The organism is Rhodovulum sp. ES.010 (genome assembly GCF_900142935.1).
In the GTDB taxonomy this organism is placed as follows: Bacteria; Pseudomonadota; Alphaproteobacteria; order Rhodobacterales; family Rhodobacteraceae; genus Rhodovulum.
In genome coordinates this window covers 3185559-3210222 of sequence record NZ_FSRS01000001.1, presented here as the reverse complement: position 1 = coordinate 3210222, position 24664 = coordinate 3185559, and the positions used below count along the sequence as shown (strand labels likewise).

At 70.0% G+C, this 24664-nt stretch carries 22 protein-coding genes, 1 pseudogene and 1 riboswitch; of the genes and pseudogenes, 17 read left to right on the top strand and 6 right to left on the bottom strand.

Annotation, left to right across the window (positions count from 1 at the left end; translation table 11 throughout):
- Positions 1–3 precede the first annotated feature (3 nt).
- The 6 genes and pseudogenes from BUR28_RS15860 (at position 4) to BUR28_RS15840 (ending at position 4195) form a co-directional block, all read left to right on the top strand.
- Positions 4–1128: an ABC transporter permease gene (locus BUR28_RS15860; RefSeq protein WP_074221013.1), complete on the top strand. Its 1125-nt coding sequence runs from the start codon at positions 4–6 to the stop codon at positions 1126–1128.
- Positions 1129–1399: 271 nt separating this feature from the next.
- Positions 1400–1579, top strand: a complete 180-nt coding sequence (locus tag BUR28_RS19580) for a hypothetical protein (RefSeq protein WP_139307590.1) — start codon at positions 1400–1402, stop codon at positions 1577–1579.
- A 9-nt stretch (positions 1580–1588) separates the two neighbouring features.
- Positions 1589–1759 (top strand): annotated as a pseudogene (locus tag BUR28_RS20830) (AMP-binding protein); the annotation flags it as partial.
- Between the two features lie 14 nt (positions 1760–1773).
- Positions 1774–2787: an AMP-binding protein gene (locus BUR28_RS15850; RefSeq protein WP_254813759.1), complete on the top strand. Its 1014-nt coding sequence runs from the start codon at positions 1774–1776 to the stop codon at positions 2785–2787.
- A gap of 4 nt (positions 2788–2791) precedes the next feature.
- Positions 2792–3232 (top strand): hypothetical protein, encoded by a 441-nt coding sequence (locus BUR28_RS15845; protein WP_074221010.1) that lies wholly within the window; start codon positions 2792–2794, stop codon positions 3230–3232.
- A gap of 375 nt (positions 3233–3607) precedes the next feature.
- Positions 3608–4195, top strand: a complete 588-nt coding sequence (locus BUR28_RS15840) for an MFS transporter (protein WP_074221009.1) — start codon at positions 3608–3610, stop codon at positions 4193–4195.
- Positions 4196–4342: 147 nt separating this feature from the next.
- On the opposite strand, the gene BUR28_RS15835 is transcribed toward BUR28_RS15840, so the two are convergent.
- Positions 4343–6343 (bottom strand): hypothetical protein, encoded by a 2001-nt coding sequence (locus BUR28_RS15835; protein WP_074221008.1) that lies wholly within the window; start codon positions 6341–6343, stop codon positions 4343–4345.
- 40 nt (positions 6344–6383) lie between these two features.
- Positions 6384–7610, bottom strand: a complete 1227-nt coding sequence (locus tag BUR28_RS15830) for an ATP-grasp domain-containing protein (protein ID WP_074221007.1) — start codon at positions 7608–7610, stop codon at positions 6384–6386.
- Positions 7611–8007: 397 nt separating this feature from the next.
- Here BUR28_RS15830 and BUR28_RS15825 point away from each other — a divergent pair, with 397 nt between their 5' ends.
- Together BUR28_RS15825 and BUR28_RS15820 are read left to right on the top strand one after the other, a co-directional pair.
- Positions 8008–8475: an NUDIX hydrolase gene (locus tag BUR28_RS15825; protein ID WP_074221006.1), complete on the top strand. Its 468-nt coding sequence runs from the start codon at positions 8008–8010 to the stop codon at positions 8473–8475.
- A 43-nt stretch (positions 8476–8518) separates the two neighbouring features.
- Positions 8519–10000 (top strand): inorganic phosphate transporter, encoded by a 1482-nt coding sequence (locus BUR28_RS15820; protein ID WP_074221005.1) that lies wholly within the window; start codon positions 8519–8521, stop codon positions 9998–10000.
- 63 nt (positions 10001–10063) lie between these two features.
- On the opposite strand, the gene BUR28_RS15815 is transcribed toward BUR28_RS15820, so the two are convergent.
- Positions 10064–10897, bottom strand: a complete 834-nt coding sequence (locus BUR28_RS15815; RefSeq protein ID WP_074221689.1) for a polyphosphate kinase 2 family protein — start codon at positions 10895–10897, stop codon at positions 10064–10066.
- A 103-nt stretch (positions 10898–11000) separates the two neighbouring features.
- A riboswitch (TPP riboswitch) is annotated at positions 11001–11096 on the top strand.
- 45 nt (positions 11097–11141) lie between these two features.
- On the opposite strand from BUR28_RS15815, the gene thiM reads away from it, so the two are divergent.
- The 3 genes from thiM to thiD are packed head-to-tail and all read left to right on the top strand — an operon-like array spanning position 11142 to position 13335.
- Positions 11142–11933, top strand: a complete 792-nt coding sequence (gene thiM, locus BUR28_RS15810) for a hydroxyethylthiazole kinase (RefSeq protein WP_074221688.1) — start codon at positions 11142–11144, stop codon at positions 11931–11933.
- Complete coding sequence (gene thiE, locus BUR28_RS15805; RefSeq protein WP_074221004.1) at positions 11930–12541, top strand: thiamine phosphate synthase; 612 nt, start codon at positions 11930–11932, stop codon at positions 12539–12541. The genes thiM and thiE overlap by 4 nt, the downstream gene beginning before the upstream one ends.
- The gene (thiD, locus tag BUR28_RS15800) at positions 12538–13335 is read left to right on the top strand and encodes a bifunctional hydroxymethylpyrimidine kinase/phosphomethylpyrimidine kinase (RefSeq protein WP_074221003.1); all 798 of its coding nucleotides are present in this window, start codon (positions 12538–12540) and stop codon (positions 13333–13335) included. Before thiE ends, thiD begins: the two co-directional genes overlap by 4 nt.
- Before the next feature lie 21 nt (positions 13336–13356).
- On the opposite strand, the gene BUR28_RS15795 is transcribed toward thiD, so the two are convergent.
- Together BUR28_RS15795 and BUR28_RS15790 are read right to left on the bottom strand one after the other, a co-directional pair.
- On the bottom strand, positions 13357–15153 hold the full coding sequence (locus tag BUR28_RS15795; protein WP_074221002.1) for a TRAP transporter permease: 1797 nt from the start codon (positions 15151–15153) through the stop codon (positions 13357–13359).
- 65 nt (positions 15154–15218) lie between these two features.
- A complete protein-coding gene (locus BUR28_RS15790; RefSeq protein WP_074221001.1) occupies positions 15219–16166 on the bottom strand; it encodes a TAXI family TRAP transporter solute-binding subunit in 948 nt (315 codons plus the stop codon).
- Positions 16167–16341: 175 nt separating this feature from the next.
- On the opposite strand from BUR28_RS15790, the gene BUR28_RS15785 reads away from it, so the two are divergent.
- The 6 genes from BUR28_RS15785 (at position 16342) to selD (ending at position 23597) form a co-directional block, all read left to right on the top strand.
- Positions 16342–16545, top strand: a complete 204-nt coding sequence (locus tag BUR28_RS15785) for a YgaP family membrane protein (protein WP_074221000.1) — start codon at positions 16342–16344, stop codon at positions 16543–16545.
- A gap of 84 nt (positions 16546–16629) precedes the next feature.
- A complete protein-coding gene (locus tag BUR28_RS15780) occupies positions 16630–17286 on the top strand; it encodes an ABC transporter ATP-binding protein (RefSeq protein WP_074220999.1) in 657 nt (218 codons plus the stop codon).
- Complete coding sequence (locus BUR28_RS15775; RefSeq protein ID WP_074220998.1) at positions 17286–19697, top strand: ABC transporter permease; 2412 nt, start codon at positions 17286–17288, stop codon at positions 19695–19697. Before BUR28_RS15780 ends, BUR28_RS15775 begins: the two co-directional genes overlap by 1 nt.
- On the top strand, positions 19687–20745 hold the full coding sequence (locus BUR28_RS15770; protein ID WP_074220997.1) for a lipocalin-like domain-containing protein: 1059 nt from the start codon (positions 19687–19689) through the stop codon (positions 20743–20745). The genes BUR28_RS15775 and BUR28_RS15770 overlap by 11 nt, the downstream gene beginning before the upstream one ends.
- Entirely contained in the window at positions 20738–21295 is a 558-nt protein-coding gene (locus tag BUR28_RS15765) for a pyridoxamine 5'-phosphate oxidase family protein (RefSeq protein ID WP_074220996.1), read from the top strand. The genes BUR28_RS15770 and BUR28_RS15765 overlap by 8 nt, the downstream gene beginning before the upstream one ends.
- Positions 21296–21410: 115 nt before the next feature.
- Complete coding sequence (gene selD, locus BUR28_RS15760; protein WP_074220995.1) at positions 21411–23597, top strand: selenide, water dikinase SelD; 2187 nt, start codon at positions 21411–21413, stop codon at positions 23595–23597.
- On the opposite strand, the gene mnmH is transcribed toward selD, so the two are convergent.
- Positions 23584–24645: a tRNA 2-selenouridine(34) synthase MnmH gene (gene mnmH, locus BUR28_RS15755; RefSeq protein WP_074220994.1), complete on the bottom strand. Its 1062-nt coding sequence runs from the start codon at positions 24643–24645 to the stop codon at positions 23584–23586. The two genes, selD and mnmH, sit on opposite strands and share 14 nt — an antisense overlap.
- Positions 24646–24664: the final 19 nt, after the last annotated feature.

Here is a 24664-nt window from a genome sequence, read left to right as displayed (position 1 = left end):
ACGATGCGCAGCCTGCGCAACATAGTCCGCCTCGGTCTGAAGGAATTGTGGAGCCTGTTCCGCGACCCGGTGCTAATGGGGCTGGTCCTCTACACCTTCACCGGCGCCGTGTTCGCGGTGGCGCATGGCGTGCAGACCGAGGTGCGCAACGCCGCGATCGCCGTGGTGGACGAGGACCGCACGACCCTGTCGACCCGGCTCCGCGCAGCCTTTCTGCCCCCCTATTTCCGGCAAGCCGACCTGATCGGGATGGAGGAGATGGCACCGGCACTGGACCGCGGCCGATACAGCTTTGTGCTTCATGTGCCCGCAGGGTTCGAGGCCGATATTCTGGCCGGGCGCCAGCCCACGCTGCAACTGAGCATAGACGCCACGGCGATGACGCTGGCCGGCAACGGCACCGCCTACATCCAGCGCATCGTCGACGACGAGATCGCCGACTTCCTGTCCGGCGCTGGTGGACAGTCCGTCCTGCCCGCCAGCCTCGTACCCCGCGCAAGGTTCAACCCCAACCTGCAATCGCAGTGGTTCTTCGCGGTCATGCAGGTGATCGGCAACGTCACCATCCTGTCGGTCGTCCTCTCGGGGGCGGCCGTGATCCGCGAACGCGAACATGGCACGATCGAGCACCTGATGGTGATGCCGGTCACTGCACTCGAAATCATGCTGGCCAAGATCTGGGCCAATGGCCTCGTCATTGTCGGCGCCGCGGTCCTCTCGCTGCTTGTGGTGGTCGAGGCGCTCATGGGCATTCCGGTGCCCGGCTCGATCGGCATCTTCGCCATCGGCGCGGGCATCTACCTGTTCTCGGTGACCGCGCTCGGCATCATGCTGGCAACCTTCGCCACCACGATGCCGCAATTCGGGCTGCTCGCGATCCCGGTCTTCGTGGTCCTCTACCTGCTGTCGGGCGGGGTGACCCCGCTGGAGGCCATGCCCGAGCCGTTACGCAGCCTGATGCAACTCTCGCCCGCTACGCATTTCACCACTTTCGCGCAGGCGGTCCTCTACCGTGGGGCGGGGCTGCACCTTGTCTGGAAAGAACTTCTGGCGGTGATCTGCATCGGCAGCGTGTTCTTGGGCCTCGCGCTCAAACGTTTTCGAAAGACGATGGCGGCGGCGCGCTGACACCCCGAGCTAACGTGCCCGCAAGCACGCGCGGATGACCCGGACGGCCTTTAATATCGGACGCGGAGATCGACTCGGCGGCCTGTCGGATACGTCCGCGCCGGATATGCACCCCGGCATCGGCGCGGCTGAGGACCCCGCCTGCCACACGCGGCGTGCCGAACGACGAACTTGGCCGGGCCGCGGGGCCGGCATATCCTTTACACTCGCAACGCCTGCCCGGTGAACGGCCCGGAACGCGGCAGAACAGGCGCTCGGACCGAGGCGCAAGATGGCCATGGCATCGGACCCGCCTGCAGATCCGCACGGCGACGGCGACCGTGCCGATGGAACAGGCAAGACGCTGGGCAGCATTCTGGAGAGCCTCCGGGCGTTCGGGGACTCCCCGGCCATGCTGACGCAGGAGGATGACGGCGTCACGGCGCTCAGCTACCTCGACCTGGCCGCATAGATCGATGCGATGACTGCGGTCTTGTCTACGGATGGCATCGGCCATGGCGACCGCGTCGCCCTCGTCGGGCAGAACTCGGTCGGCTGGTTTGTCACCGCCCTCGCGGTCGTGAATGCAGGCGCGGTGACAGTGCCGGTGGATGCAAGTCTCGGCCGCGACGCGCTTGCCCATACCCTGCAAGACGCCGCCCCTCCTTGGTCTTCACCGACGAGGCGCGGGACCGCGTGGCTGCGGTGCCGGGCGACAACGCCAGGATTCGCGACATGCGCCCCGAGGCGCCATCTCCCGGCGAGGCATCCGAAAGCAACCTGCCCGGCATCGCGCCCACGGCCACGGCGGTTCTGTTCTATACCTCGGGCACGACGGGGCCACACAAGGGCGTTCTCCTAGGCCATGCGAACCTCTTGTCCGAGCTCGACCGCCTGATTGAAATGGGGCTGGTGGAGCGGGGCGAACGCCTGCTGCTGCCGTTGCCTTTGTACCATTTCTATCCGTTCGTGGTCGGTCTGCTGACCGCGCTCAGCTATGGCGTCGGCATCGTCTTTCCGCGGTCGCTGACCGGGCCGGACATGCGGTCGGCCATGCACGCGGGGCAGGTAACCACGCTGCTCGGGGTTCCCCGGCTCTACCGGGCGCTGGTCGACGGCATCGACCGCCGCATCGGCGAGCGCGGCGTACTCGCCCGGCGCCTCCATGGCGCGCTCACCGGGGTCAGCCTGTTTGCGCATCGCCGCCTGTCGTTGCCCGTCGGACGGGTTCTGATGCGGCCGGTCCATCGGAAGGTGGCGCCGCGGCTGCGGCTTCGGGCCTCGGGCGGAGCCCCGCTTGACCAGGAGCACGCCTCGCGGCTCGACGCGTTCGGCTGGACGGTCGCGACCGGCTGCGGCCTGACCGAGACGGCACCGATGCTGAGCACCCTGCCCCCCGGCGACAGGACCTTCGCCAGCGCGGGCCAACCGGTCGCGGGCGTGGCGCTGCGCGTTGCCGCAAAGCATGTTGAGGGACCGATCCGGGCTGCAGGATCGGCGAAATCGAGGCACGCGGCCCCAATGTCTTCAGCAGCTATCTCGGCCTGCCCGACAAGACCGCCTAAGCGTTTACCGCGGATGGCGGGTTCGCGCCGGGTATCGCGGCTATCTCGACCAGGGCGGCTACCTGCACGTCCTTGGCCGGTCGTCGCTCTTCGTTGTGACGGAGGCCGGCGATAACATCTTGCTGGAAGACCTCGAGGCATTCTACGAACGCCATCAGGTGATCCGCGAGATCGGCATCTACAAACGCGACCGTCGGCTCTGTGCGGTGGCCGTTGCAGACCCGGCGGGCCTGCGCGCCCAGGGCGGCAGCACTGTCGCGGAAGAGGGCGAAGAGGCCGTCAGGCAACAGGGCCGCGCGCTGCCCCGCTACAAGCGCCTGGCCGAGGTGACGATGGCGGGCGACGCGCTGGCGCGCAGGCTGCTGGGCAAGATCCGGCGCGACGAGCTGGAACAAGGGTTCGGGCGCGGGGCGGGAGGGCCGCGTGGAGGCGCCGAGCCCGATGCCCCTTGCGGCCATGCCCGCGGAGGACCCTGCGCTGCTGGATCATGGGGCGGCGCGCGCCGTCTGGGACGCCTTGGGCGCTATGCCTCGGTGCGTCTGACGGCTTTTCGGCGGTGATCATCGCATTCGTCTTCAGCGCCTACTTCACCCACGCGCTCGCTGAGAACGCGGCCAAGGGCATGGCCCAATGGGCGCGGCCCAGGCGCTTGCGGGCGTCTCGGCAGCGCTGACCGCCCCGCTCGCAGGGGCCATCGCGAACCGCGGCGGCCCGGCGAAACCCTGGCTGGTCGCCGCGACCGCGCTGGTGGCCGTGGCCACCGCGACACTGTGGTTCGTTCGGCCGGGCGCGGCGGCGGTGCCGCTCGCGCTGACGCAGGTCGCGCTCGGCAGCTATGGGGCGGACCTCCGGAACTCTCCAAGGTCTCAACGCGATAGCTGCCGCGGATCGTCCCGCCCGAGCGGCTGGGCCGGCTGTCGGGACGGGGATGGGCCATGGGGTATTTCGGCGGGATCGCCTGCCTCGGCCTCGTCTTCTTCGCTGTGCTGGACGGCCGGCCCGGCGGCGAAGCGACGGCGATGCCGCTGGTGGGACCTATCGTGGCGGCCCGGCTGGTCGTCTTCTCGCTCCGGCTCTTGGTGCTGACGCCCGACCGGCCGCGCAGCGGGCTTGGGCTGCGGCGCGCCGCGCGCGAGGGCCTGGGCCGTTTGCGCGCCATGCTTACCGATCTCCGGCACCACGCGAATTTCGTCCGGTTTCCGGTCGCCCAGCTGGTCTATACCGACGGCACGGGCACGCTCTTCGCCTTTGGCGGAGTCTACGCGGCGGGGACCTTCGGCATGGCGGTGCACCAGGCGTTGCTGTTCGGCGTGCCGATCCTGCTTGTCGGGGGCGCTGCTTCGTTCTGGGCCTTCGCCGTTGCCGTTGGCTTCTACCTCGGCCCGGTCCAACCGGCCAGCCGATCTCTGCTCGCCCCGGTGGCGCCCCCGGCCGTGGAAACGCAGATGTTCGGCTTCTTCGCCACGTCGGCAAGATCGCCGTGTTCACCGGTCCCGCGCTGGTGGCCGGGCTCACCGCGCTGACGGGCAGCCAGCGCGCCGGCATGTCGGTGGTGATCGTGTTTTTCGTGCTCGGGCCGTTGCTGATCCTGCCGGTCGCGGAAAAACGGACTCCCGGCTGACGGCACTCGACCCGCCGCGGCCGCAACGGGCGGCGCACCGGGCCGACCGCTACTCGCTGCCGACCGCCCCCAGCGTGTCCAAGGGCAACCGCGCGGCGGCCCAGCTTGCCGTGGCCATCTGCCGGACGCGCGCGACCGTGCCATCGGGGACCGGCATGCCGATCCCCGGCGGGCGGATCGGGTCGTCATGGAACAGGTAAAGGCGCGAGGCGAACTGCTCGATGGGCAGCGACGCCTCGCCGTGGCGCTCGCCGCGGCCTGCGGTGGAAACGACCACGCCGCCGCCCCAGTCCTGACCGCTGTCATTGTTGGGATTGTAGAAATAGACCCGCATCTCGCCGTGCTGATCCTCGGTGACGCGCAGGATCGCGATCGCGTGCCACCCCACGAAACGCGCCGCGCTGTCGGTCACGGCGATCCCGGCGGGCTGGGGATGGATCACCGGCCGCCCGCCGTTGAAGCGCGGATCGTAGCTCTGGAAGAACCGCGTCAGGAACGTGTCGAAACCGTCGAGCTTTCCGGTGGCGACATCCACCGCGACAAGGCAGTCGCGTGGCACCCACCAGCCGTGGAACTCGGGGTTGACCCAGCGGTGCGGATCGCCCCCGCGCGGCGCGCAGAGCTTGCCCATCTGCGCATAGATGCGGTCGAGATGGGGCACCAGCACCACCGAAACCGGGTCGGCATCGATCGGCGCGGCAAGCGCGAGCCCTGCGGGCAGATCGGCCGAGTTGATCGGCTGCCCCTCGAAATGCATCAGCAGCGTGTCGAACTCGCCCGCCTGGGCGATCAGGTTCAACAGATAGTCGGGATCGTTCAGCGCCCACATCGCGATGGCACGGGCCGACTGGCAGGTGGGGTTTGCCCCCTGGCCGACGCCCAGCGGCTGACCCAGAACCTCGAGCACGCCGGCCAGCAGCCGGGTCTCGGGCGCGACCATGTCCCCATAGGCCAGCAACAGACGCTGCGCGGTTTCCGGCGCCAGTTTCATCGCCATCTGCCGGCGCAGGGCGGGCCCGATAGGCGGCAGGTGGAGAAGCCCGCGTTCCAGCAGCATCGCCAGCCCGTAGACGGCCTGCGGCGTACACTCGGAAATCGCGGCATCGATCAGGTCGCCGACAAGGGTGTGCCAGCGCCGCCAGCACTCCTTGCCCGTTGGACCCAGGCCCAACGCCTCGGGCAGAATCTCGACCTCGGTGTGAAGCGCCACCCAGCGCAGAAACGCGGCGTGGTAGTCGGATACCAGCCCGGTGTCGTGCATCGCGCGGGCGAAGCCAAGCGCCTCGCGGTGCAGCGCGGTTTCGTCGAGATGGGCGAGCCGCCCGACATAGACCGCCACGCCGGGATCGTCGAGGCATTCCGAGGTCGGGCCGAACAGCGCGCTGACCAGCCGTTCGGCGCCCAGCCGCTCCTGTCCGGCCTCGACGCCCTGCCGCGTCATCGCGATGGCGATCTGGGTGATCATCTCCTTCACCGGGCCGGTCTGCACCGGGCGCTGATCGAGGATGCGCCAGATCTCGTCGACCAGAACGCCGAGCACATCCTTCAGCCCCGTATGCTCGGCGATGAAGCGGAACACCGCCTGGCGCAGGCCGGGATTGGCAAGCTGCCGGTCGGCTTCGGACGTGCCGGCGAAGAAATGGCGCAGGTTCAGCGCGAGAACCTGGGTCAGGAAATGCCGCGCGAACTCGGCATGCAGGCTGTGATGCGCCGCCCGCCCCTGCGCAATCGCGAGAAACCGCATCAGGCTCGCCACCTCGAGCGCGACCATGATCTTGTCGTCGGCGGCCAGCGTCTGGCCCACCAGTTGCGGCTGCAGGCTGGCCGGCGCGTCCCAGTCCGACCCGTGGAACAGGCCCGCCGCCTCCAGCCGCGGGGCCCGACGCAACACCGCCTCCAGCCCGCCCGGCACAGGGATCAGACGTGCGATCACGTCGAGAACCGGCCGCTGGAAGCGATGCTTGTTGAAGGGGCGCGACTGCTCAAGCCGGTCGAGCGCCACATCCAGCGTGCCGCCCAGCCGGTCGGCCTCGGGCTCGGTTTCCGCCATCGGCTGTCTTACCTCGTCTCAAGGACCCGCATACCCGTCTTCAGACATAGAAGTCCAATTCTTCCTGAGCCTTTAACAGGTCGCGCAATTTGTGCGGATCGTCGCCGAAGAAATACGCAAGCCCCCAATGCGTGCCGAAGGCCGTGCGCTTGGTGACCTTCTGTTCCATCGGCTCGGCGAGTTCGTGGAACTCGAAATAGGGATGGTTCTGCGTTTCCTCCGGGATTTCCAGATGGCTGACAACCCGGCGCCGGGGATAGACGCCGAAACAGCCCGCATGCCCCTTCGCGTCCTCGACGGGCTTGGGAAAGAAGGCGTCGATCTCCTCCTTGGTGGCCTTCGGGTCGAACATCAGCACCATGCCCTGGTAGCCGTTGAACCCGTAGGCCCGCTCGATCAGCTCCAACGCGTTGAACCCCGGCGGGCGATAGGCGACCTCGCCGAAGTAAAGCTTGTTGTCGTTGGTCAGGAAGTATTCCGGGTGTATGAAGCCGAAATCGATGTCGAACGCCTCGATCAGCTTCTCGATCTCCTCGGTGATCCGTGCGCGATGTTTCTCGAGCTCGGGCGTGGCGGGCACGAAGACCGAATAGCCCAGCGTCACATATTCCGAGATGTTCAGGAACTGGATCTTGCGGTCCTTGATCCACGCCTCGACCGCGAATTCCCAGCCGTCGAGATGGCTTTCCAGAAGCGCGGGAAATTCCTCGTCGGGGATGTTGTCCACGTCCTCGGGCGTGCGGATCACGCGGTGGCCCGCGGTACCCGACTTGTCGAACGCCTTGAAATGGATCGGGTCGTTCGGGTCGCCGTCCAGCTTGAGCAGCGTCTGGTTCACGCGCACAAGGAACCGGATCACGTCGCCCCGGTCATGCGCCTCCTCGAAGACGCCCACGCGAATGCCACCAAGCTGGGCACGCCGCTTCATCAGCGACTTGTCACGGAACAGCATCGACTGCCCCAGAAGGCGCGGATTCTCCAAGAGCACCGCGTTGACTGCCCCGGCCCATTCCACGGTTTCCTCGAACAGCGGGATCGCGACATCGACGCCCTCGTCCTTGAGCTTTGTGGCCAGCTCGTAGGACCGTTCGTTCAGACGGTCGAAGTCCCAGGCCATATAGGGGATGTCGTTCTGCTTGCAGTAGTCTTCCGCCCAGGGCGGCGCCACCACGATGTAGCGCCGATCGAACCGGTCGACCGCGTCGATGGCGTTGAGGCTCCACCCCAGGATCGCGATGTAGCCCTTTTCGGGATCGTAACTCGTCATCCGTCGCTCCTTCGTCCTACGCACGCGGCGGCGCTCCGTGCAGCGCGGGGCGCTGTCGGATAGCCAGGGGCAACCGTGTCGGTGAAAAGGCCGACCCTGTCGCTGCGACTGTGCGGTTCAGGTCATACCGGCATGGTAGCGCAATGGCGCCCGGAGGAAAACCGGGTGTCCTGCACGCGTCCTTTGGGTCGTGGAACGGGGCACCGATCCGGCCTTGGCCGAGGCCGGCCCGGCGTGGCGCGACGTCGGCCTGCCCTGCGCAGCCAGGGCGTGCCTCCCCGGGACATCGCGCCCGAGACACGGGGGCATGGCACCGGCGATGCCCGAGGCGCCATGCCCTCGCATCTTGCCGCGAGGGATGCTACGCAACAGGCTCCGCCCGCCCGGTGAGGCATCCATGCTGAGATCGCTCTGGAAGACGACCCTTGCGCCGCTGCTGCGCCGCCCTGCCCGGTTCCAGGTGGCCGCGCTGTGCTATCGGCTGTCCGGCGGCGTTCCCGAGATCGTGATGATCACGTCGCGCGAGACCGGCCGCTGGGTCCTGCCCAAGGGATGGCCGAAAACCGGACTGGGGGCCGGCGAAACCGCCCGCGAGGAAGCCTGGGAAGAGGCCGGGGTCACGACGACGGCCCGCCCGCCGCTTCGGATCGGGCGCTACCGCTACGACAAGCGGCTGAAGGGCGGCGTGCCGGTCGCGACCGACGTGGATGTCTACGCAATCGAGGTGAAAGCCCTTGCCGACCGCTTTCCCGAGGCGGCAGAGCGGCGCCGCGCGTGGATGGCGCCGGACGAGGCCGCCGCGGCGGTGGACGAGCCTGAACTCGCCGAGCTGTTCCGAACGCTTCCGCTGGGGATCATGACGTGAGCGCCGACCGCCCCTGCCGACCGCACAACCACCGGGAAAACGCGTGACCCATACCTCCAAGGACGACCAGTGGAGCACGCTCGACCGGGACCTGAACCGGCTGTCGCGTGTCGAATACGCCACGATGCACGTCTCCCGCCCGCTGGTGGGCGTGGGCATCTCGCTGGCCTTCATCGTGATCGCGGCGCTCGTCGCCGGGCTGGTGACGGGGGTCACGCCGGGGATGCTGTTCATCGTCGCGGCCGCCGCCTTCGGCGCCTACATGGCGCTCAATATCGGCGCCAACGACGTGGCCAACAACATGGGTCCGGCGGTGGGCGCGCAGGCGCTGTCGATGACCGGGGCCATCGTGATCGCGGCGATCTGCGAAAGCGCGGGCGCGCTCATCGCCGGAGGCGACGTCGTCTCGACGATCTCCAAGGGCATCATCGACCCGGCGAGCGTGGCGGACGCGCGGATCTTCACCTGGGCGATGATGTCTGCGCTTTTGTCGGCGGCCATCTGGGTGAACATCGCCACCTGGTTCAGCGCGCCGGTCTCGACCACGCATGCGGTGGTCGGCGGCGTTCTGGGCGCGGGTGTCGCGGCGGCGGGCCTGACGGCCGTCAGCTGGCCCACGATGGGAGCGATCGCGGCAAGCTGGGTGATCTCGCCGCTGCTGGGCGGGCTGATCGCGGCGGCGGTCCTGGCCTTCGTCAAGTGGCGCATCATCTACCGCGATGACAAGATCGCCGCGGCGCGGACCTGGGTGCCCGTCCTGATCGGGCTGATGGCGGCCACGTTTGCGGCCTATCTCGCGCTGAAGGGGCTGAAGCGCGTGGCCGAAATCGACCTGCCCACGGCGCTGACCATCGGGCTCGGCGTCGGCGTCGCGTGCTATCTCGCCGCGACCCCGATGATACGGCGGCAATCCCGCGGCCTGGAAAACCGCAACAAGTCGCTCAAGACGTTGTTCGCGGTGCCATTGGTGATCTCGGCCGCGCTCCTGTCCTTCGCGCATGGCGCCAACGACGTGGCGAATGCCGTCGGGCCGCTGGCCGCGATCGTGCACGCGCAGCAATTCGGCGCCTTCGCGGGCGAGGTCGCGATCCCGGTCTGGGTGATGATCATCGGGGCCTTCGGGATTTCCTTTGGCCTGATGCTGTTCGGCCCCAGGCTGATCCGAATCGTCGGCAGCCAGATCACCAAGCTGAACCCGATGCGGGCCTATTGCGTGGCGCTGGCCGCGGCGATCACGGTGATCGTCGCATCCTGGCTGGGACTGCCGGTGAGTTCCACCCACATTGCCGTGGGCGCGGTCTTCGGCGTGGGCTTCTTCCGCGAATGGCATGCGGAACGCCGCGCCCGCCAGATCAACCGCAGCCGCCCCCCCGCCAGGCGGCTGGCCGCCGAGGAGCGGCGCCGGCGCAAGCTGGTCCGGCGGTCGCATTTCATGACCATCGTGGCCGCCTGGGTCGTCACGGTGCCTGCCGCCGCGCTCCTGTCGGCGGGGCTGTTCCATGCGCTCAGCCTCATTCCGGTCTGAGACGCGCCCGCCGATGCGGCCGGCAGAGGGCGGGCGGCGCGAGGGGATTGCAGCCCTCCGGACCTAGTCGGTTCGGCCGCGAAGATCCGCGATCAGGTCGTCATCGACATCCAGAACACGGTGGGCGGCGTCCAGCACCTTGCCGTCGGGGACGACCGGTTCGAGCGTCATCCCGTAGCTCAGCGCGTCGACGACGAGGCGCAGCGCGTGAATCCGGGCATAGCGCTTGTCGTTGGCGGGCACCACGTGCCAGGGCGCATCCGGGGTCGAGGTGCGGGCCAGCATGTCGTCGATCGCCTCGACGTAGTGGTCCCATTTCTCGCGGTTGCGGAAATCCTCGTAGGTCAGCTTCCAGCGCTTGAGCGGGTCGCGCAGCCGCGCCTCGAACCGCTTCAGCTGCACGTCCGGCGTGATGTGGAAGAAAAGCTTGACCAGCCGGGTGCCGTCGCGCAGAAGCATCCGCTCGAAATCGCGGATCTCGTCATAGGCCACGCTCCACCGGTGGTCGGGCGTCAGCCCCTCGACCCGCTCGACCAGCACCCGCCCATACCACGACCGGTCGAAGGCGGAAATCGCGCCGGTCGGCGGGAGCCGCTCCATGAAGCGCAGCAGGTAATGCCGGTCGAGATAGTAGTCGCGGGGCGCGCCGATGGGCCAGACCTTGAAGCTGCGCGGGTCGAGCGCGGCCGAGATGCGCCGGATCGTGCCGCCCTTGCCCGCCGCATCCCAGCCCTCGAAAACCAGAACCGCCCTGTCGCCGGAGAAAAGATAGGCCTGCTGGATCGCCCGAAGGCTGAACTGCAATTCTTTGAGAGCCGCGTGATAGCGCTTCTTGCCAAGCCGCGGCGACATGTCGACCGCCGACAGGCGCAGGGGGTCGTTCGGGGCAACCGTCATGGACGAATGCAAGCAGGTTCCGCGGGCAAAGGCAATCGCGCGTTGCCGGACGGCCCGCCGCGGCGCCCGGTTGACAAGCCCGGCCGCGCCCTGCATCGTCCGGCGTACGCAACAGGGGCGTCCGCGCAAAGCGGGCTGAGAAGCACCCTTTGAACCTGAACCGGATCATGCCGGCGGAGGGAGTTGTATGGTGGCCGCGCCGCTCGTGCATCCGGCCGCCATGCCCCCCGCCATGGGAGGCGCGATGGAACCCCCCGGACGTTATCTTTCGGACATGCGGGAGACGGGCCCGCTGATCCACAACATCACGAATTTCGTGGCGATGAACATGATGGCCAACGTGCTGCTGGCCATCGGGGCCTCGCCCGCGATGGTGCATGCACGCGACGAGGTGGCCGAATTCGCGGCGCTTGCAAATGCGCTGACGGTCAATATCGGGACGGCCGATGCGGACTGGGCCGCCGGGATGGAGGCGGCAGCGGATGTCATGGCGCGTGCGGGGCGCCCTTGGGTCTTCGACCCCGTCGGCGTCGGCGCGACGCGGTTCCGGCAGGACCTGTCGGACCGGCTGCTGGACCTGCGGCCCACGGTGGTCCGCGGCAACGCCTCGGAAATCCTGACGCTGGCTGGGCTTGGCGGCACGGCGCGCGGGGTGGATGCCGGCGACAGCGTCGAGGCCGCCGAGGCCGCGGCGCGCAACCTCGCCGCGCGCACGGGCGGCGTGGTCGCGGTGACAGGCCCGGTGGATTACGTAACCGACGGGGCCCGCGCCTTCCGAGTGGCGAACGGGCACCCGCTGATGCCGCGTATCACCGTCATGGGCTGTTCGCTGAACGGTGTGATCGCGGCCTTCTGCGTCGGCCAGCCGACGCTGGAGGCCACGGCCGCCGCGCTGGCCGCGTTCGGTCTGGCCGGCGAAATTGCGGGGGCAACGGCAGCGGGACCGGGCAGCTTCCAGCCGGCCTTCCTGGACGCGCTTCACGCCCTAACGCCCGAGGCGGTGGACACGGGCGCGCGAATCGAGGCTGCGGCATGATCGGGCCGGTCTACGTCGTCACCGACGCTGCCGCGCCGCTGTCGCATATCGATCAGGCCCGCGCGGCCGCACGCGGAGGCGCCTGGGCGGTGCAGATCCGCGACAAGACCGCTCCGGATTCCGAGATCGCGCGGCTGGCCGAGGCGTTGCTGGCCGAACTGGGGCCTCTGAGGGTGCGCCTCTTCGTCAACGACCGGGTGGAGGTCGCCCGCGCCACCGGCGCGGACCTTCACATCGGCCAGGGCGACGGCGACCCGCGGGCCGCGCGCGACCGGATCGGGCCACACGCGCTTTTGGGGCTGTCGATCGAGACGCTCGGGCAATGCGCCGCGATCCCGGATTGTGTCGACTATATCGGCGCAGGTCCCGTGCACGACGCGACCGCGACGAAGCCCGATGCAGCCGCGCCCATCGGGTTCGACGGGCTTGCCCGGATCGTCGCCGCCGCGCCGGTGCCTACCGTGGCCATCGGCGCGCTGGGACCTGGCGATATTCCCGATCTGCGGCGGGCCGGGGCGGCGGGCATGGCCGTCGTTTCTGCTGTCAGCCGCGCCCCCGACCCCGAGGCCGCGACCCGCGCGCTACTGAACGCATGGAGTCAGACATGATCCCGAACATTCTGTCCATCGCCGGGTCCGACCCCTCGGGCGGCGCCGGCATCCAGGCGGACATCAAGGCGATCTCGGCGAATGGCGGCTATGCCATGGCCGCGATCACCGGGCTGACCGCGCAGAACACGCAAGGGGTGCACGGCGTCGCACTCACCGATCCCGGTATGGTCGACGACCAGATCGCCGTGATCCGCGCGGATATCCGCATCGACGCGATCAAGATCGGCATGCTGGGCAGCGCGCCGATCGTCGCGGCGGTGGCCGAGGCGCTGGAGGGGCTTGCCGCGCCGGTGGTGCTCGACCCGGTCATGGTGGCCAAGGGCGGCGACCGCCTGCTGGAGCCGCAGGCTGTGGCGGCGCTGCGCGAGCGGCTCTTGCCGATGGCGGCCGTCATCACGCCGAACCTGCCCGAGGCCGCCGATCTGTTGGGCGCGGCGGCGGCCGCATCATCGCGCGAGATCGAGACCCAGGCGGGCGCGCTGCTTGCGTTGGGGCCGCGGGCGGTCTTGCTCAAGGGCGGGCATCTCGACGGCGCAGAAAGCCCCGACCTGATCGTCACGGCCGACGGCGCGCAGTGGCTCGAAGGGCCGCGCTACGCCACGCACAACACGCATGGAACGGGCTGCACGCTGTCATCGGCGCTGGCGACGCAGATGGGGTTCGGCCTGCCGCTGCCCGAGGCGGCGCGGCGCGCCAAGGACTACACCGCGGCGGCCATCGAACGCTCGGGCGATCTGCAGGTCGGCAGCGGGCACGGCCCGGTGCACCATTTCCACGCGCGGCAGCCCTGACAGGCATGGGCCGAGCGCCGGTCAGAGCCACAGACCCGCGAAGACCAGCCCCGTGCCCGCCAGTGCCGAGGCGACACGGGCAAGCCCGCCGCGCGCCCCGATCAGCCCCCAGGACAGAAGCCCGAGCCCCAGCGCGAGCCGCAACCCCGCAATCAGCGCCGCCGCAGGGGCCGAGGCGAGCGCGAGGATGTCCGGGTTCGCCACCATGCCCAGCGGAATGACGTAAAGCCCCACGCCCAGTGCCATCGCCGTGACCGCGACCTTCAGCCAGTTCTCCTCGATCATGCCCGCGGCGATGAACACCGCGCCGCAGACCGGCGGCGTGATGGTCGACAGCAGTGCGAACCAGAACACGAAGAGATGCGCCTGCAAGGGCGCGAGGCCAAGCTCGATCAGCGCCGGCCCCGCGACCGACACGCAGATGACGTAGGCCGCGGTCGTCGGCACCTCCATGCCCAGGAGCAGGCAGGCCAACGCGGTCAGAAGCAGCGAGGGCCACAGGAGCCCGCCAGACCCGGACAGGATCAGCGAGGTGAGCTTGACCCCCAGCCCGGTGATCGCGAGCACGCCGATCACGATGGACGCACACAGGATGATCGCGGCGATCATCGAGACCTGCCTTGCGGCGGTCAGGCAGGCGCGCTCCATCCTCTGCGCCGCTTCGAGCGGCACCACCCGCAGGCGCCGGTTGAAGAGCAACAGCACCGCACCGGCAAAGATCGCCTGGGCGGCGGCGTATTGCGCGGTCACGCCGCGCGCGAACATGCCCCACAGCAGCACGGTGAAGGGGACAAAGAAGAACAGCGAGGTGATCGCCACGTCGCGGCCCCGCGGCCGGTCTTCCTCGGCCAAGCCTTTCAGATCGTGGCGGCGGGCATAGCCGTCGATCCCCACCCAGACGGTGAAGAAGTAGAGCAGCGCCGGGATCAGCGCGGCGGCCATGATGCCGGTGTAGGCCACGCCGGTCAGCTCCACCATGACGAAGGCCCCCGCCCCCATCAGCGGCGGCATGATCTGCCCGCCCGAGGACGCCACCGCCTCGACCGCGCCCGCGAGCCGCTTCGGATAGCCAAGCCGGGCCATCGCGGGCAGCGTGATCGCGCCGGTGGACGCAACGTTGGCCGAGGCCGAGCCCGAGATCGACCCGAACAGCGCCGAGGAAATCAGCGACACCTTGGCCGCCCCGCCCCTGAGATGCCCCGCGGCGTAACCCGCCACGTTCATGAAGCCCTGACCGGCCTCGCCCGCGTTCAGCACTGCCCCGAAGATCACGAAGACCGCGACGATGCCCACCGAGACACCTGTCAGGCTGCCCCAAAGCCCGCCCTCGGCGATTGTCAGCGTGCCCAGGAAACTGGCCAGCGGCGTGCCGGAATGACCGAACTCGCCGGGGATGTGCTGGCCGAACAAGCCGTAGGCCAAAGCCAGCGCCGCGACCGTGGGCAGCGGCCAACCGATGGCGCGGCGCGCGGCCTCGAGCACGGTCAGCAGCAGAACGATGGCGATGGCAACCTGTCCGGTGCCCTCCAGGAAGCCGTACTGGTCGGCAAGCCGCTCTTGGTTCAAGGCGATCCAGCCGGCGGCGCCGATCCCGAGCGCCGACCAGAGCAGCCCGGTGGCCCGCCCCAGGGCGGACCGGGCCGCAAAGACGAAAATCCAGGGCAGGATGAGCGCCATGTGCAGCGGCCGCGCCACCAGGTTCGGCACGAGGCCCGAGAAGATCAGCCCCAGGTGAAAGGCGATCAGCAGCACCGCGAGCGCCAGCCAGAGCCAGCGCGCGGGGCTGGTCGCAGATATGTCGTTGGATGCGGCGGGCATGGGCGTCCTGCAAGGAAAAGGCCGGACCGCCCGGGGCCCGGCCGTATAGAGGGATCAGACCCGTCTTACATCTGCCCGTCGGTCAGTGGAAAGCCCGCCTCGCGGTAGTAGCGCAACGCGCCAGAGTGAATCTTCCCGCGGATGTTCTCCATCAGACCCTGATCCACACCATCCCACCAGCGGGCGCTGTCGGCCATCTTCGCCTTCTGCTCCCAGTAGGTCCGGGTCAGTTCGTAGGCGGTGTCATCGTCCATCGCGGTCGTCGTGTAGGCGACCACCGGCAGCGAGGTCGTCACGATGTCCTCGTCCTGGCCCGCATAGGCGCCCGCCGGGATCACCAGCCGCGTCCGGCCCGTTTCGGCGATCTGCGCGTCACTCATCGAGATCACGTGCACGCCCGTCGAGGCCGCCGCCTCGATCACGTTCGGCGCGGGCCAGCTGCCTGTGGTCACGAACCCGTCGATCTGCCCGTTCTTGAGCGCGGGAACGGCGTTCGACAGTTCCACATCGGCGATGTCCACCTTGCCCTCCAGCCCGAAGAGGCCGAGATACCTCTCCCCCTCGCGCGCGCCAAAGGACCCCTTGCCCAGCAGGATCGTCTTGCCCTCGATCCCTGCGAAATCGGTCACGCCGCTGTCCTCGGACATCACGAAATGCATGGTCAGCGACGGGATCGGGAACAGCGCGCGGATCTCGTCGAATCTCGGATCGCCCCTGCCCTCGAACATCGCCTTGCCGGTTTGCGCAAGCCCGACCAGCGCCGGCGGCGTGGTGAAGACGTAGTCGGCCCCCCGCGCGCGCGCCTCCATGACGTTCTGGACCGAGCCCTGGCTTTCCTCGACGGTGACGATGATCTCGCCCTCGGTGCCGGCCTTCATCGCTTCGGCGATCTGCACGCCCATCTGGTAGTAGGACGAGCCCGACTTGGCCGACTTGTAGGTCACGCGCGTCTCGGCAAAGGCGGGGGCGGCGGCGATGGCGAGCAGGGCGATAGCGGCCGGCAACAGTTTCATGCGGGGTCTCCCGAGGCGGTTTCTGACATCGCCCGCCAAGGGACAGCCTCCCGCCGGCGCGGTCAAGGCCGGCCAGACGCGCAGAAAAACATTCATGTTCTTGAATTTGTTTTCGCGCCCGCATATCCTTTCGCAATGGCCCCTCCGGGCCCTTAGGCGCAAAAGGAGACATCCGATGACCCTCGACCGTACCGTGCTGATGTTCGCAGGCTTCATGATCCTTCTATCGCTTGCCCTGGGCACCTGGGTGTCGGGCTGGTGGTACCTCTTCACCGCCTTCATCGGCGTGAACATGATCCAGAGTTCCTTCACCGGTTTCTGCCCGGCGGCCATCGTGTTCAAGAAGCTCGGGGTGAAGTCCGGCACCGCCTTCGAGTGAGCCCGCCCTGCGGCACCCCGTCCCGCGTTTCGGGGCTGTCCGCCACGGCCGCCCGCGCTAGGTAGGCGGCGCGGAGGATGGCAGATGCTTCTCGATCTCGACAAGGTTGGCAAAAGCTATGACAGCGGCGGCGCGCGCGTCGAGGTCCTGCGCGGGGTCGACCTGTCGCTTGCCCCCGGCGAAACCGTGGCCCTGACCGGCGAATCGGGATCGGGGAAAAGCACGCTTCTGCACCTTTGCGCGGGGCTCGACCGGGCCGACAGCGGCGCGATCACGGTGGCCGATCGCGACCTGACCGGCGCGGACGACCGCACGCTGGCACGGCTGCGGCGCGAGGCGGTGGGACTCGTCTTTCAGCAGTTCAACCTGATCCCCTCGCTGGATGTCGCCGCCAACCTGACCTTCCAGGCGCGCCTCGCCGGACGGGAAGACCCCGACTGGACCGCCCGGATGGCCGACCGGCTGGGGCTGTCGGGGCTGATGGACCGTTACCCAGAACAGCTCTCGGGCGGCCAGCAGCAGCGCGTCGCGATCGGCCGGATGCTCGCCGCGCGCCCTGCGCTGATCCTCGCGGACGAGCCGACCGGCAATCTCGACGAGGCCACCGGCGACAAGGTACTGGACCTGATGCTCGACCTCGTTGCCGAGGCCGGTGCGGGGCTCTTGATGGTCACCCATTCGCCGCGGCTGGCAGGCCGGCTCTCGCGCCGGGTGCACCTGTCGGGCGGAAAGCTCGCCTGATGCGCCGGGCGGCCCTTTCCGCGCTGCTTTCGCACTGGCGCCGGCACCCGCTGCAACTGGCCAGCCTTCTCCTGGGCCTCGCGCTCGCCACGGCGCTCTGGTCCGGGGTGCAGGCCATAAATGCCGAGGCGCGGGCCAGCTATGACCAAGCGGCCGAGGTGCTGGGCCAGGACCGGCTGGAAAGTCTCGTGCCCGCCGATGGCCAGCGGGTGCAGCAACAGCTCTTTGTCGACCTTCGCCGAGCGGGGTGGCTGGTGTCGCCGGTGGTGGAGGGGCGTTGGAGCCGGGCGGGACGCTCGGTGCAGGTTTACGGGATCGACCCCTTCACGGCGCCAACGGGCGCCCTGCCCGAGCCGGTCGCGGCCAGCGGCGACATCCTGGGCTTCATTACCGAACCGGGCCAAGCCTTCGCGGCGCCCGAGACCGCGGCCGAGCTAGAGGGCGCCGAAGACCTGCCACCGGTCGTCGCGGCCGAGGGCGTGCCGCCGGGCTTCCTGTTCATGGATATCGCCCTCGCGCAGACGCTCTTGCGGGCCGAGGGCGAGGTCTCGCGCCTGCTGCTGGCCGAAGAACAGCCGCTGGGCCGACGGCCGCTGGACGAGATCGCCCCTGGGCTGGAGCGTCGCGCCCCGCAGGAAACCGCGGATGTGGCCGAACTGACCGGCAGCTTTCACCTGAACCTGACCGCGTTCGGGTTCCTGTCCTTCGCCGTGGGCCTGTTCATCGTCCATTCCGCCATCGGCCTTGCCTTCGAGCAGCGCCGGGCGATGTTCCGCACGCTGCGCGCGCTGGGGCTGCCGCTGAAGACCCTGGTGGGGCTTCTGGCCGCCGAGGTGATGCTGCTGGCGCTGGTCGCCGGGCTCGTTGGCATCGCGCTCGGCTACGTCATCGCGGCCGCACTGCTGCCCGATGTCGCCGCGACCCTGCGCGGGCTCTACGGCGCGACGCTGTCGGGCTCGCTGTCGCTCAGGCCGGAATGGTGGCTCGGCGGGCTCGCCATCGCGCTCATGGGGGCGGGCGTCGCGGCGGCGCAAAGCCTCTGGCGGCTCTGGCGGATGCCGCTGCTGGCCTCGGCCCAGCCACGGGCCTGGGCGCGGGCCTCGGCCCGCGCGCTTGCCTGGCAGGGGGGGCTCGCCGCGGCGCTGGCCGTGGTCGCGATCCTTGCCGGGCTATTCGGAACGGGCGTGGTCGGCGGCTTCGTCCTGCTCGGCGCGCTGCTTCTGTCGGCCGCGCTGGCCCTGCCCGTCGCGCTGGCGCTGGTCCTCGGCGGGGCAGAGCACGCCAGCCGCGGCGTCCTTTCGCAGTGGTTCTGGGCCGACACGCGCCAACAGCTTCCGGGCCTGTCGCTGGCGCTGATGGCGCTGTTGCTCGCGCTTTCGGCCAATATCGGCGTGGGCACGATGGTCGCGAGCTTCCGGCTGACCTTCACCGCCTGGCTCGACCAGCGCCTGCCCTCCGAGCTCTACGTGACCGCATCGACCGAGGCCGAGGCGGACCGCCTGCGCGCCTGGCTGGAGCCGCGCGTCGATGCGCTCCTGCCGATCTGGCGGGTCGAGGGGCCGGTGCTGGGCCAGCCGGTCGAGATCTACGGCGTGGCCGACCACCGGACCTATTCCGACAACTGGCCGATGCTCGTGACCGAGCCCGATGTCTGGGCGCGGCTGGCCCGCGGCGAGGGCGCCATCGTCAACGAACAGCTTTGGCGGCGCGAAGACCTTTCCTTGGGCGACCCGGTGCCGCTGCCGGGCGGCGCGATCCGCCCGCTGGTCGGCGTCTATTCCGATTACGGCAACCCGCGCGGGCAAGTCATCATCGGGGTGGACGATCTCGTGTCGCAATTCCCCGATCTCGACCGGCGCCGCTATGCCATCCGCATCGCCGACGATGCGGTGGGGGACCTGCGCGCCGGGCTCGTCGAGGAGTTCGGCCTGCCCGAAGACAACATGATCGACCAGCAGGCGGTGAAGGAGATCTCGCTCCGCGTCTTCGAGCGCACCTTCGCCGTGACCGCCGCGCTGAACGTGCTCACGATGGGGGTGGCGGGATTCGCGATGTTCACCAGCCTGCTCACGCTCTCGACCATGCGCTTGCCCCAGCTCGCTCCGGTCTGGGCGCTGGGGCTGACCCGCAGGCGCCTCGCCCGGCTGGAACTCCTCCGTGCGGTGCTGCTGGCGGCGCTGACGATGGTGCTTGCGGTGCCGGTGGGCCTGGTCCTCGCCTGGGTGCTGCTGGCCGTGGTCAATGTTGCGGCCTTCGGCTGGCGGCTGCCGATGCATGTCTTCCCGGCCGACTGGCTGTGGCTCGGCGCGCTGGCGCTGGCCGCGGGCGGGCTGGCCGCCGCCTGGCCCGCCTGGCGGCTGGCCCGGATCGAACCCGCGACGCTGGTCAAGGTGTTTGCCGATGAACGCTAGAGCCCTGATCCTGCTGCTTTTCCTGCCGCTGCCGGCGCTGGCCCAAGGGTTCGCCGGCCTCGGACAGACGTCCGACGGCTACACCCTGCCGCAGCGTGGCACGGAGCTCGAGTTCCCCCGCGATCACGGCCCGCATCCCGGGTTCCGGATCGAGTGGTGGTATCTGACGGCCAACCTGACCGGCGCCGACGGTCGGGACTACGGCGTTCAGTGGACGCTGTTCCGCAACGCGCTGGCCCCCGGCGACCCCGGCGCAGGCTGGCAGAAGGCGCGCGCCTGGATGGGGCATGCGGGGCTGACCACGCCCGAGCGGCACTTCTCGGCCGAGCGGCTGGGCCGGGGCGGGACGGGCCAGGCGGGCGTCACGCTGGACCCGTTTCGGGCGTGGATCGACGACTGGCGGATGGACAGCGCCGCGCCCCGCGACGTCGACCCGCTGTCCGCACTCGACCTCGCCGCGACGGGGACCGACTTCGCCTATGACCTTGCGCTGACGGCGACGGGTCCGCTGGTCCGCCACGGCGAGGACGGCTACTCGGTGAAATCCGAAAGCGGCACGGCCAGTTACTACTATTCCCAGCCTTTCTACCGTGTCGCGGGCACCCTCACCCTGCCGGACGGCCCGGTCGAGGTGACGGGCGAGGCCTGGCTCGACCGGGAATGGTCCAGCCAGCCGCTGGCCGGCGATCAGGAGGGGTGGGACTGGATTTCGCTGCATCTCGACGGCGGGGCGAAGCTGATGGCCTTCCGCCTGCGCGCGGACTCGGGCGACTACACCACCGGCACCTGGATCGCGCCGGACGGCGCGGCAACGCCGCTTGCGCCCGGCTCGGTGTCGCTTGCGCCCCTGGACACCGCGCAGGTGGCGGGGCGCGACATCCCGGTCCGCTGGCGCGTCACGATTCCGGACCGGGATGTCGACGTGACGCTGGACGCGCTGTACGCGGAGGCGTGGATGGATACGCTGGTTTCCTATTGGGAGGGGCCGGTCAAGGTAGCGGGGAGCCATGGCGGCCGCGGCTATCTGGAGATGACCGGCTATGAGTGATCCGCTGGCGACGCTGCCCGGCACGCTCGACGCGGTATGGGCGCGGCTGGAGGCCGGGCCGCGCGACCGCGCAGCCCCTGCCCGCCACCCGGTGCTCGCCACCGTCGGCACCTGCGGGGCGGAGGTGCGCATGGTGGTGCTGCGTGCCGCCGAGCGCGCCCAGGCGACAGTCGAGATTTTCACCGACCGGCGCAGCGCGAAAATACGCGATCTCGCCGCCGAACCGCGGGCCAGCCTGCTGGTCTGGGACCCGGACGCGCTGTTTCAGATCCGGCTGCGCGCACGGTTCCACCCCCTCGACGACCCGCCTGCCGCGGCGCGCTGGGACGCGCTTCCGGCGGCGGCCCGCGCGCTTTACGGCGCGATGCCGCCCCCCGGCACGCCCATCGGCCAGCCCGAAGAACACAACGCAAAAGCCGACCCGGCCGCGTTCTGCGCCCTGCAGGGCATGATCGACGAGATCGAGACGCTGCACCTGGCCGCCGCCCCCCACCGCCGCGCCCGGTTCCATGCCGAGGACGCTTGGGCGGGGCAATGGTGCGCACCCTGACGCCCGGCCCATTCGATCCCGCGGCGCCGGGCCGCCGCAGGCGCGCGCCTCGCGGCCCCTGTCTTCCGTAGACCGGACGGCCTATATCGGGGCCGAAGCAGTCACCGGAGCCCGCATGGACCACCCCCTGCCGCTGACCCGCGAACTCGTTCTGATCGGCGGGGGCCACACCCACGCGCTGGTGCTGCGCGCCTGGGGCATGACGCCGGTGCCGGGCGTGCGGCTGACCGTCATCAACCCGGGGCCCACCGCGCCCTATTCCGGAATGCTGCCGGGGCTGGTGGCGGGGCACTACCTGCGCGACCAGCTCGAGATCGACCTCGTGCCGCTTGCACGGCATGCCGGCGCCCGCCTTGTGGTCGGCCGCGCCGCAGGGATCGACCGCAAGGCGCGTCTCGTCCATGTGCCCGGGCGTCCGCCCATCCGGTACGACATCGCCTCGCTCGATATCGGGATCAGTTCCGACCTGCCGGACCTGCCGGGCTTTGCCGCCCATGCCGTGCCCGCCAAGCCGCTCGGGGCCTTCGCCGACGCCTGGGAGGCGTTCGTCGAAAGGGCGCAGCGCGCAGAGGTCGCCCCACGCGCGGCCGTGATCGGGGCAGGCGTCGCCGGGGTGGAACTCGCGCTCGCCGCGCGGCACCGGCTGGCGCGGGCGGGCCTTGCCCCCAAGATCACGCTGATCGACGCGGCCGACGAGGTGCTGCGCGACGTGCGCCCCGGCGCAAGGGCCGCGCTTATGGACAGCCTCGCGGCACAGGGCGTCACCCTCCGGACAGGGGCGCGCATCGCCCGGATCGCCGCCGAGGGGCCGGTGCTCGACAGCGGCGAGACGATTCCCGCCGGGCTTGTGATCGGCGCGGCGGGCGCCCGGCCGCAGGACTGGCTGGGCGGCACCGGCCTCGACCTGACCCGGGGCTTCGTCACGGTCGATGCCACGTTGCGCTCGGTCACCGACCCGCGCATCTTCGCCGTTGGCGACTGCGCGCACCTGTCACATGCGCCCCGGCCCAAGGCCGGAGTCTACGCGGTGCGCGAGGCGCCGGTACTGCTGGCCAACCTGCGCGCGGCCGCGACGGGCGCACGCATGCGCCGCTACCGCCCGCAGAAGGACTATCTGAAGCTCATCTCGATGGGGGCCAGACGGGCGGCCGCCGACCGGCTGAAGCTGCGCGTCGAGGGGCGCTGGGTCTGGTGGTGGAAGGACCGTATCGACCGCAAGTTCATGCGCAAGTTTCACGAGTTGCCACCAATGGACGCCGGCCCGAAGGTGCCCCGCGGCGCCGCCCTCGGCGTGGAGGAGCTTGCGGGCGGGGGCCAGCCGCCCTGTGGCGGCTGCGCGGCCAAGCCCGGCGCGGCGACGCTGTCCGGCGCGCTCTCGGGCCTTGCCCCACCGGCGCGGCCCGAGGTGGTGCGCGGGGCGGGCGACGACGCCGCGATCCTGGCCCATGGCGTGGGCGCGCAGGTGCTGACGACCGACCATCTGCGCGCGGTGACGGAGGACCCTTACGCCATGGCGCGGATCGCCGCGACGCACGCGTTGGGCGACATCTGGGCGATGGGGGCGACGCCACAGGCAGCCCTGTCCACGGTGATCCTGCCCCGGATGGCCGAGGCGATGGAGGCCGCCACCCTGCGCGAGATCCTTGCCGGGGCCGAGGAAGTCCTGCGCGCGGCCGGGGCCGATCTCGTCGGCGGGCACAGTTCCACCGGCGCGGAACTGACGATCGGGTTCATGGTGACGGGGCTTGTGGCGGGCGCGCCGCTTGGCCTGGAGGGGGCACGCCCCGGCGACGTGCTCATCCTCACGAAGCCGATCGGCAGCGGCACGATTCTCGCCGCTGAAATGCAAGGGCGCGCCGGAGGGGCCGAGGTGCTGGCCGCGCTCGATTCGATGCAGCAGGGCCAGGCCGACGCCGCGGCGGCTCTGGCCCCCAAGGCACACGCCATGACCGACGTGACGGGCTACGGGCTGGCCGGGCATCTGATGTCGATGCTGCGCGCCTCGGGCGTGGGGGCGGAGCTGCGGCCCAAGGATATCCCGCTGATGCCGGGCGCGCTGCGGCTCTCCCGCCTCGGCATCCGCTCGACGCTGTTTCCGCAGAACGCGGCGCTTGCGACCGGAATGGAAGGCGCGACCCTGGAGGACCCGCGCAGCGCCCTGCTGTTCGATCCGCAAACGGCGGGCGGCCTGCTCGCGGCGCTGCCCGCCGAGGCGGCCGGGGCGATCCTGGAACGCCTTGGGCCGGGCGCGGCGCGCGTCGGCACGATTACCGGCGGCCCACCCCGGATCACGCTGGGCTGAGCGCCTCGAGTGCCGCGACGATATCGGGCAGGGCCGCCGCGAGCCCCTCGGGGTCGAGCCGGTCGAGATGCACGGCGCGCGCGGGCCGGTCCTCGAAACGCGCCCTCTGGCGGCCATAGCGCGGGTCGTAATGCGCAGCCATCAGCCCGGCGGCCAGCGCCTCGAACGCACCCGCCTCCGCCTGCACCCGCCAGGTCTCGATCCGCTCGCGCGCATGCTGCGCGCCCAGGGCGTCGATGGTGGCGAGGAGCCGCGCGGGATCGTCGGTCAGGTCGCGGTAGCGCCGCGCCAGATAGGCGGCGCGGGCCTCCAGCGGCGCCTGCAGCACCAGCCGCGGCGCGGCCTTCATCGCTTCCCACAGGCCGGGCGGCAGGTTGATCCGGCCGATCTTGCTCGATTCCGCCTCGACCACCACCGCGCGGGCCGGGTCGAGACGATCCCGTGCCATGGCCAGCGCCGTCTCGAACCCCTTTTGCGCGGGCTGGCCGCCCGCAACCGCCCCGAACACCGACCCGCGGTGGTTCGCCAGCCCTTCGAGGTCGATCACCTGCACCCCCGCCGCATTCAGCAGCCCGAGGAGTTCGGTCTTGGCGGTGCCGGTATTGCCGTCCAGCACCACGACCGGCGACGGCCATGGCGCCTCGTAGAGCGCCGATTGCACCAGCCGGCGGTAGCTGCGCCACCCGCCCAGAACGGTGTCGGCCCGCCAGCCGATCTGGCCCAGGATCAGCGCGAAACTGCCCGAACGTTGCCCGCCCCGCCAGCAATAGACCAGCGGGCGCCAGGATTTCGGCCGGTCGGCAAGCGCGGTCTCGATATGGTGCGCGGCGTTGCGCGCCACCAGCGCTGCACCCAGCTTGCGCGCCTTGAACGGGCTTTCCCGCGTGTAGATCGTGCCGACGCGCGCGCGCTCTTCGTTCGACAGGACCGGCAAGGAAATGGCGCCGGGGATATGATCCTCGGCATATTCGGCGGGCGAACGGACATCGATGATCTCGTCGACATCCAGCGCGTCGAGATCGGACAGGGTGGAGAGCGTGACCGGCATGGCGCTCTTCTATAGGCGC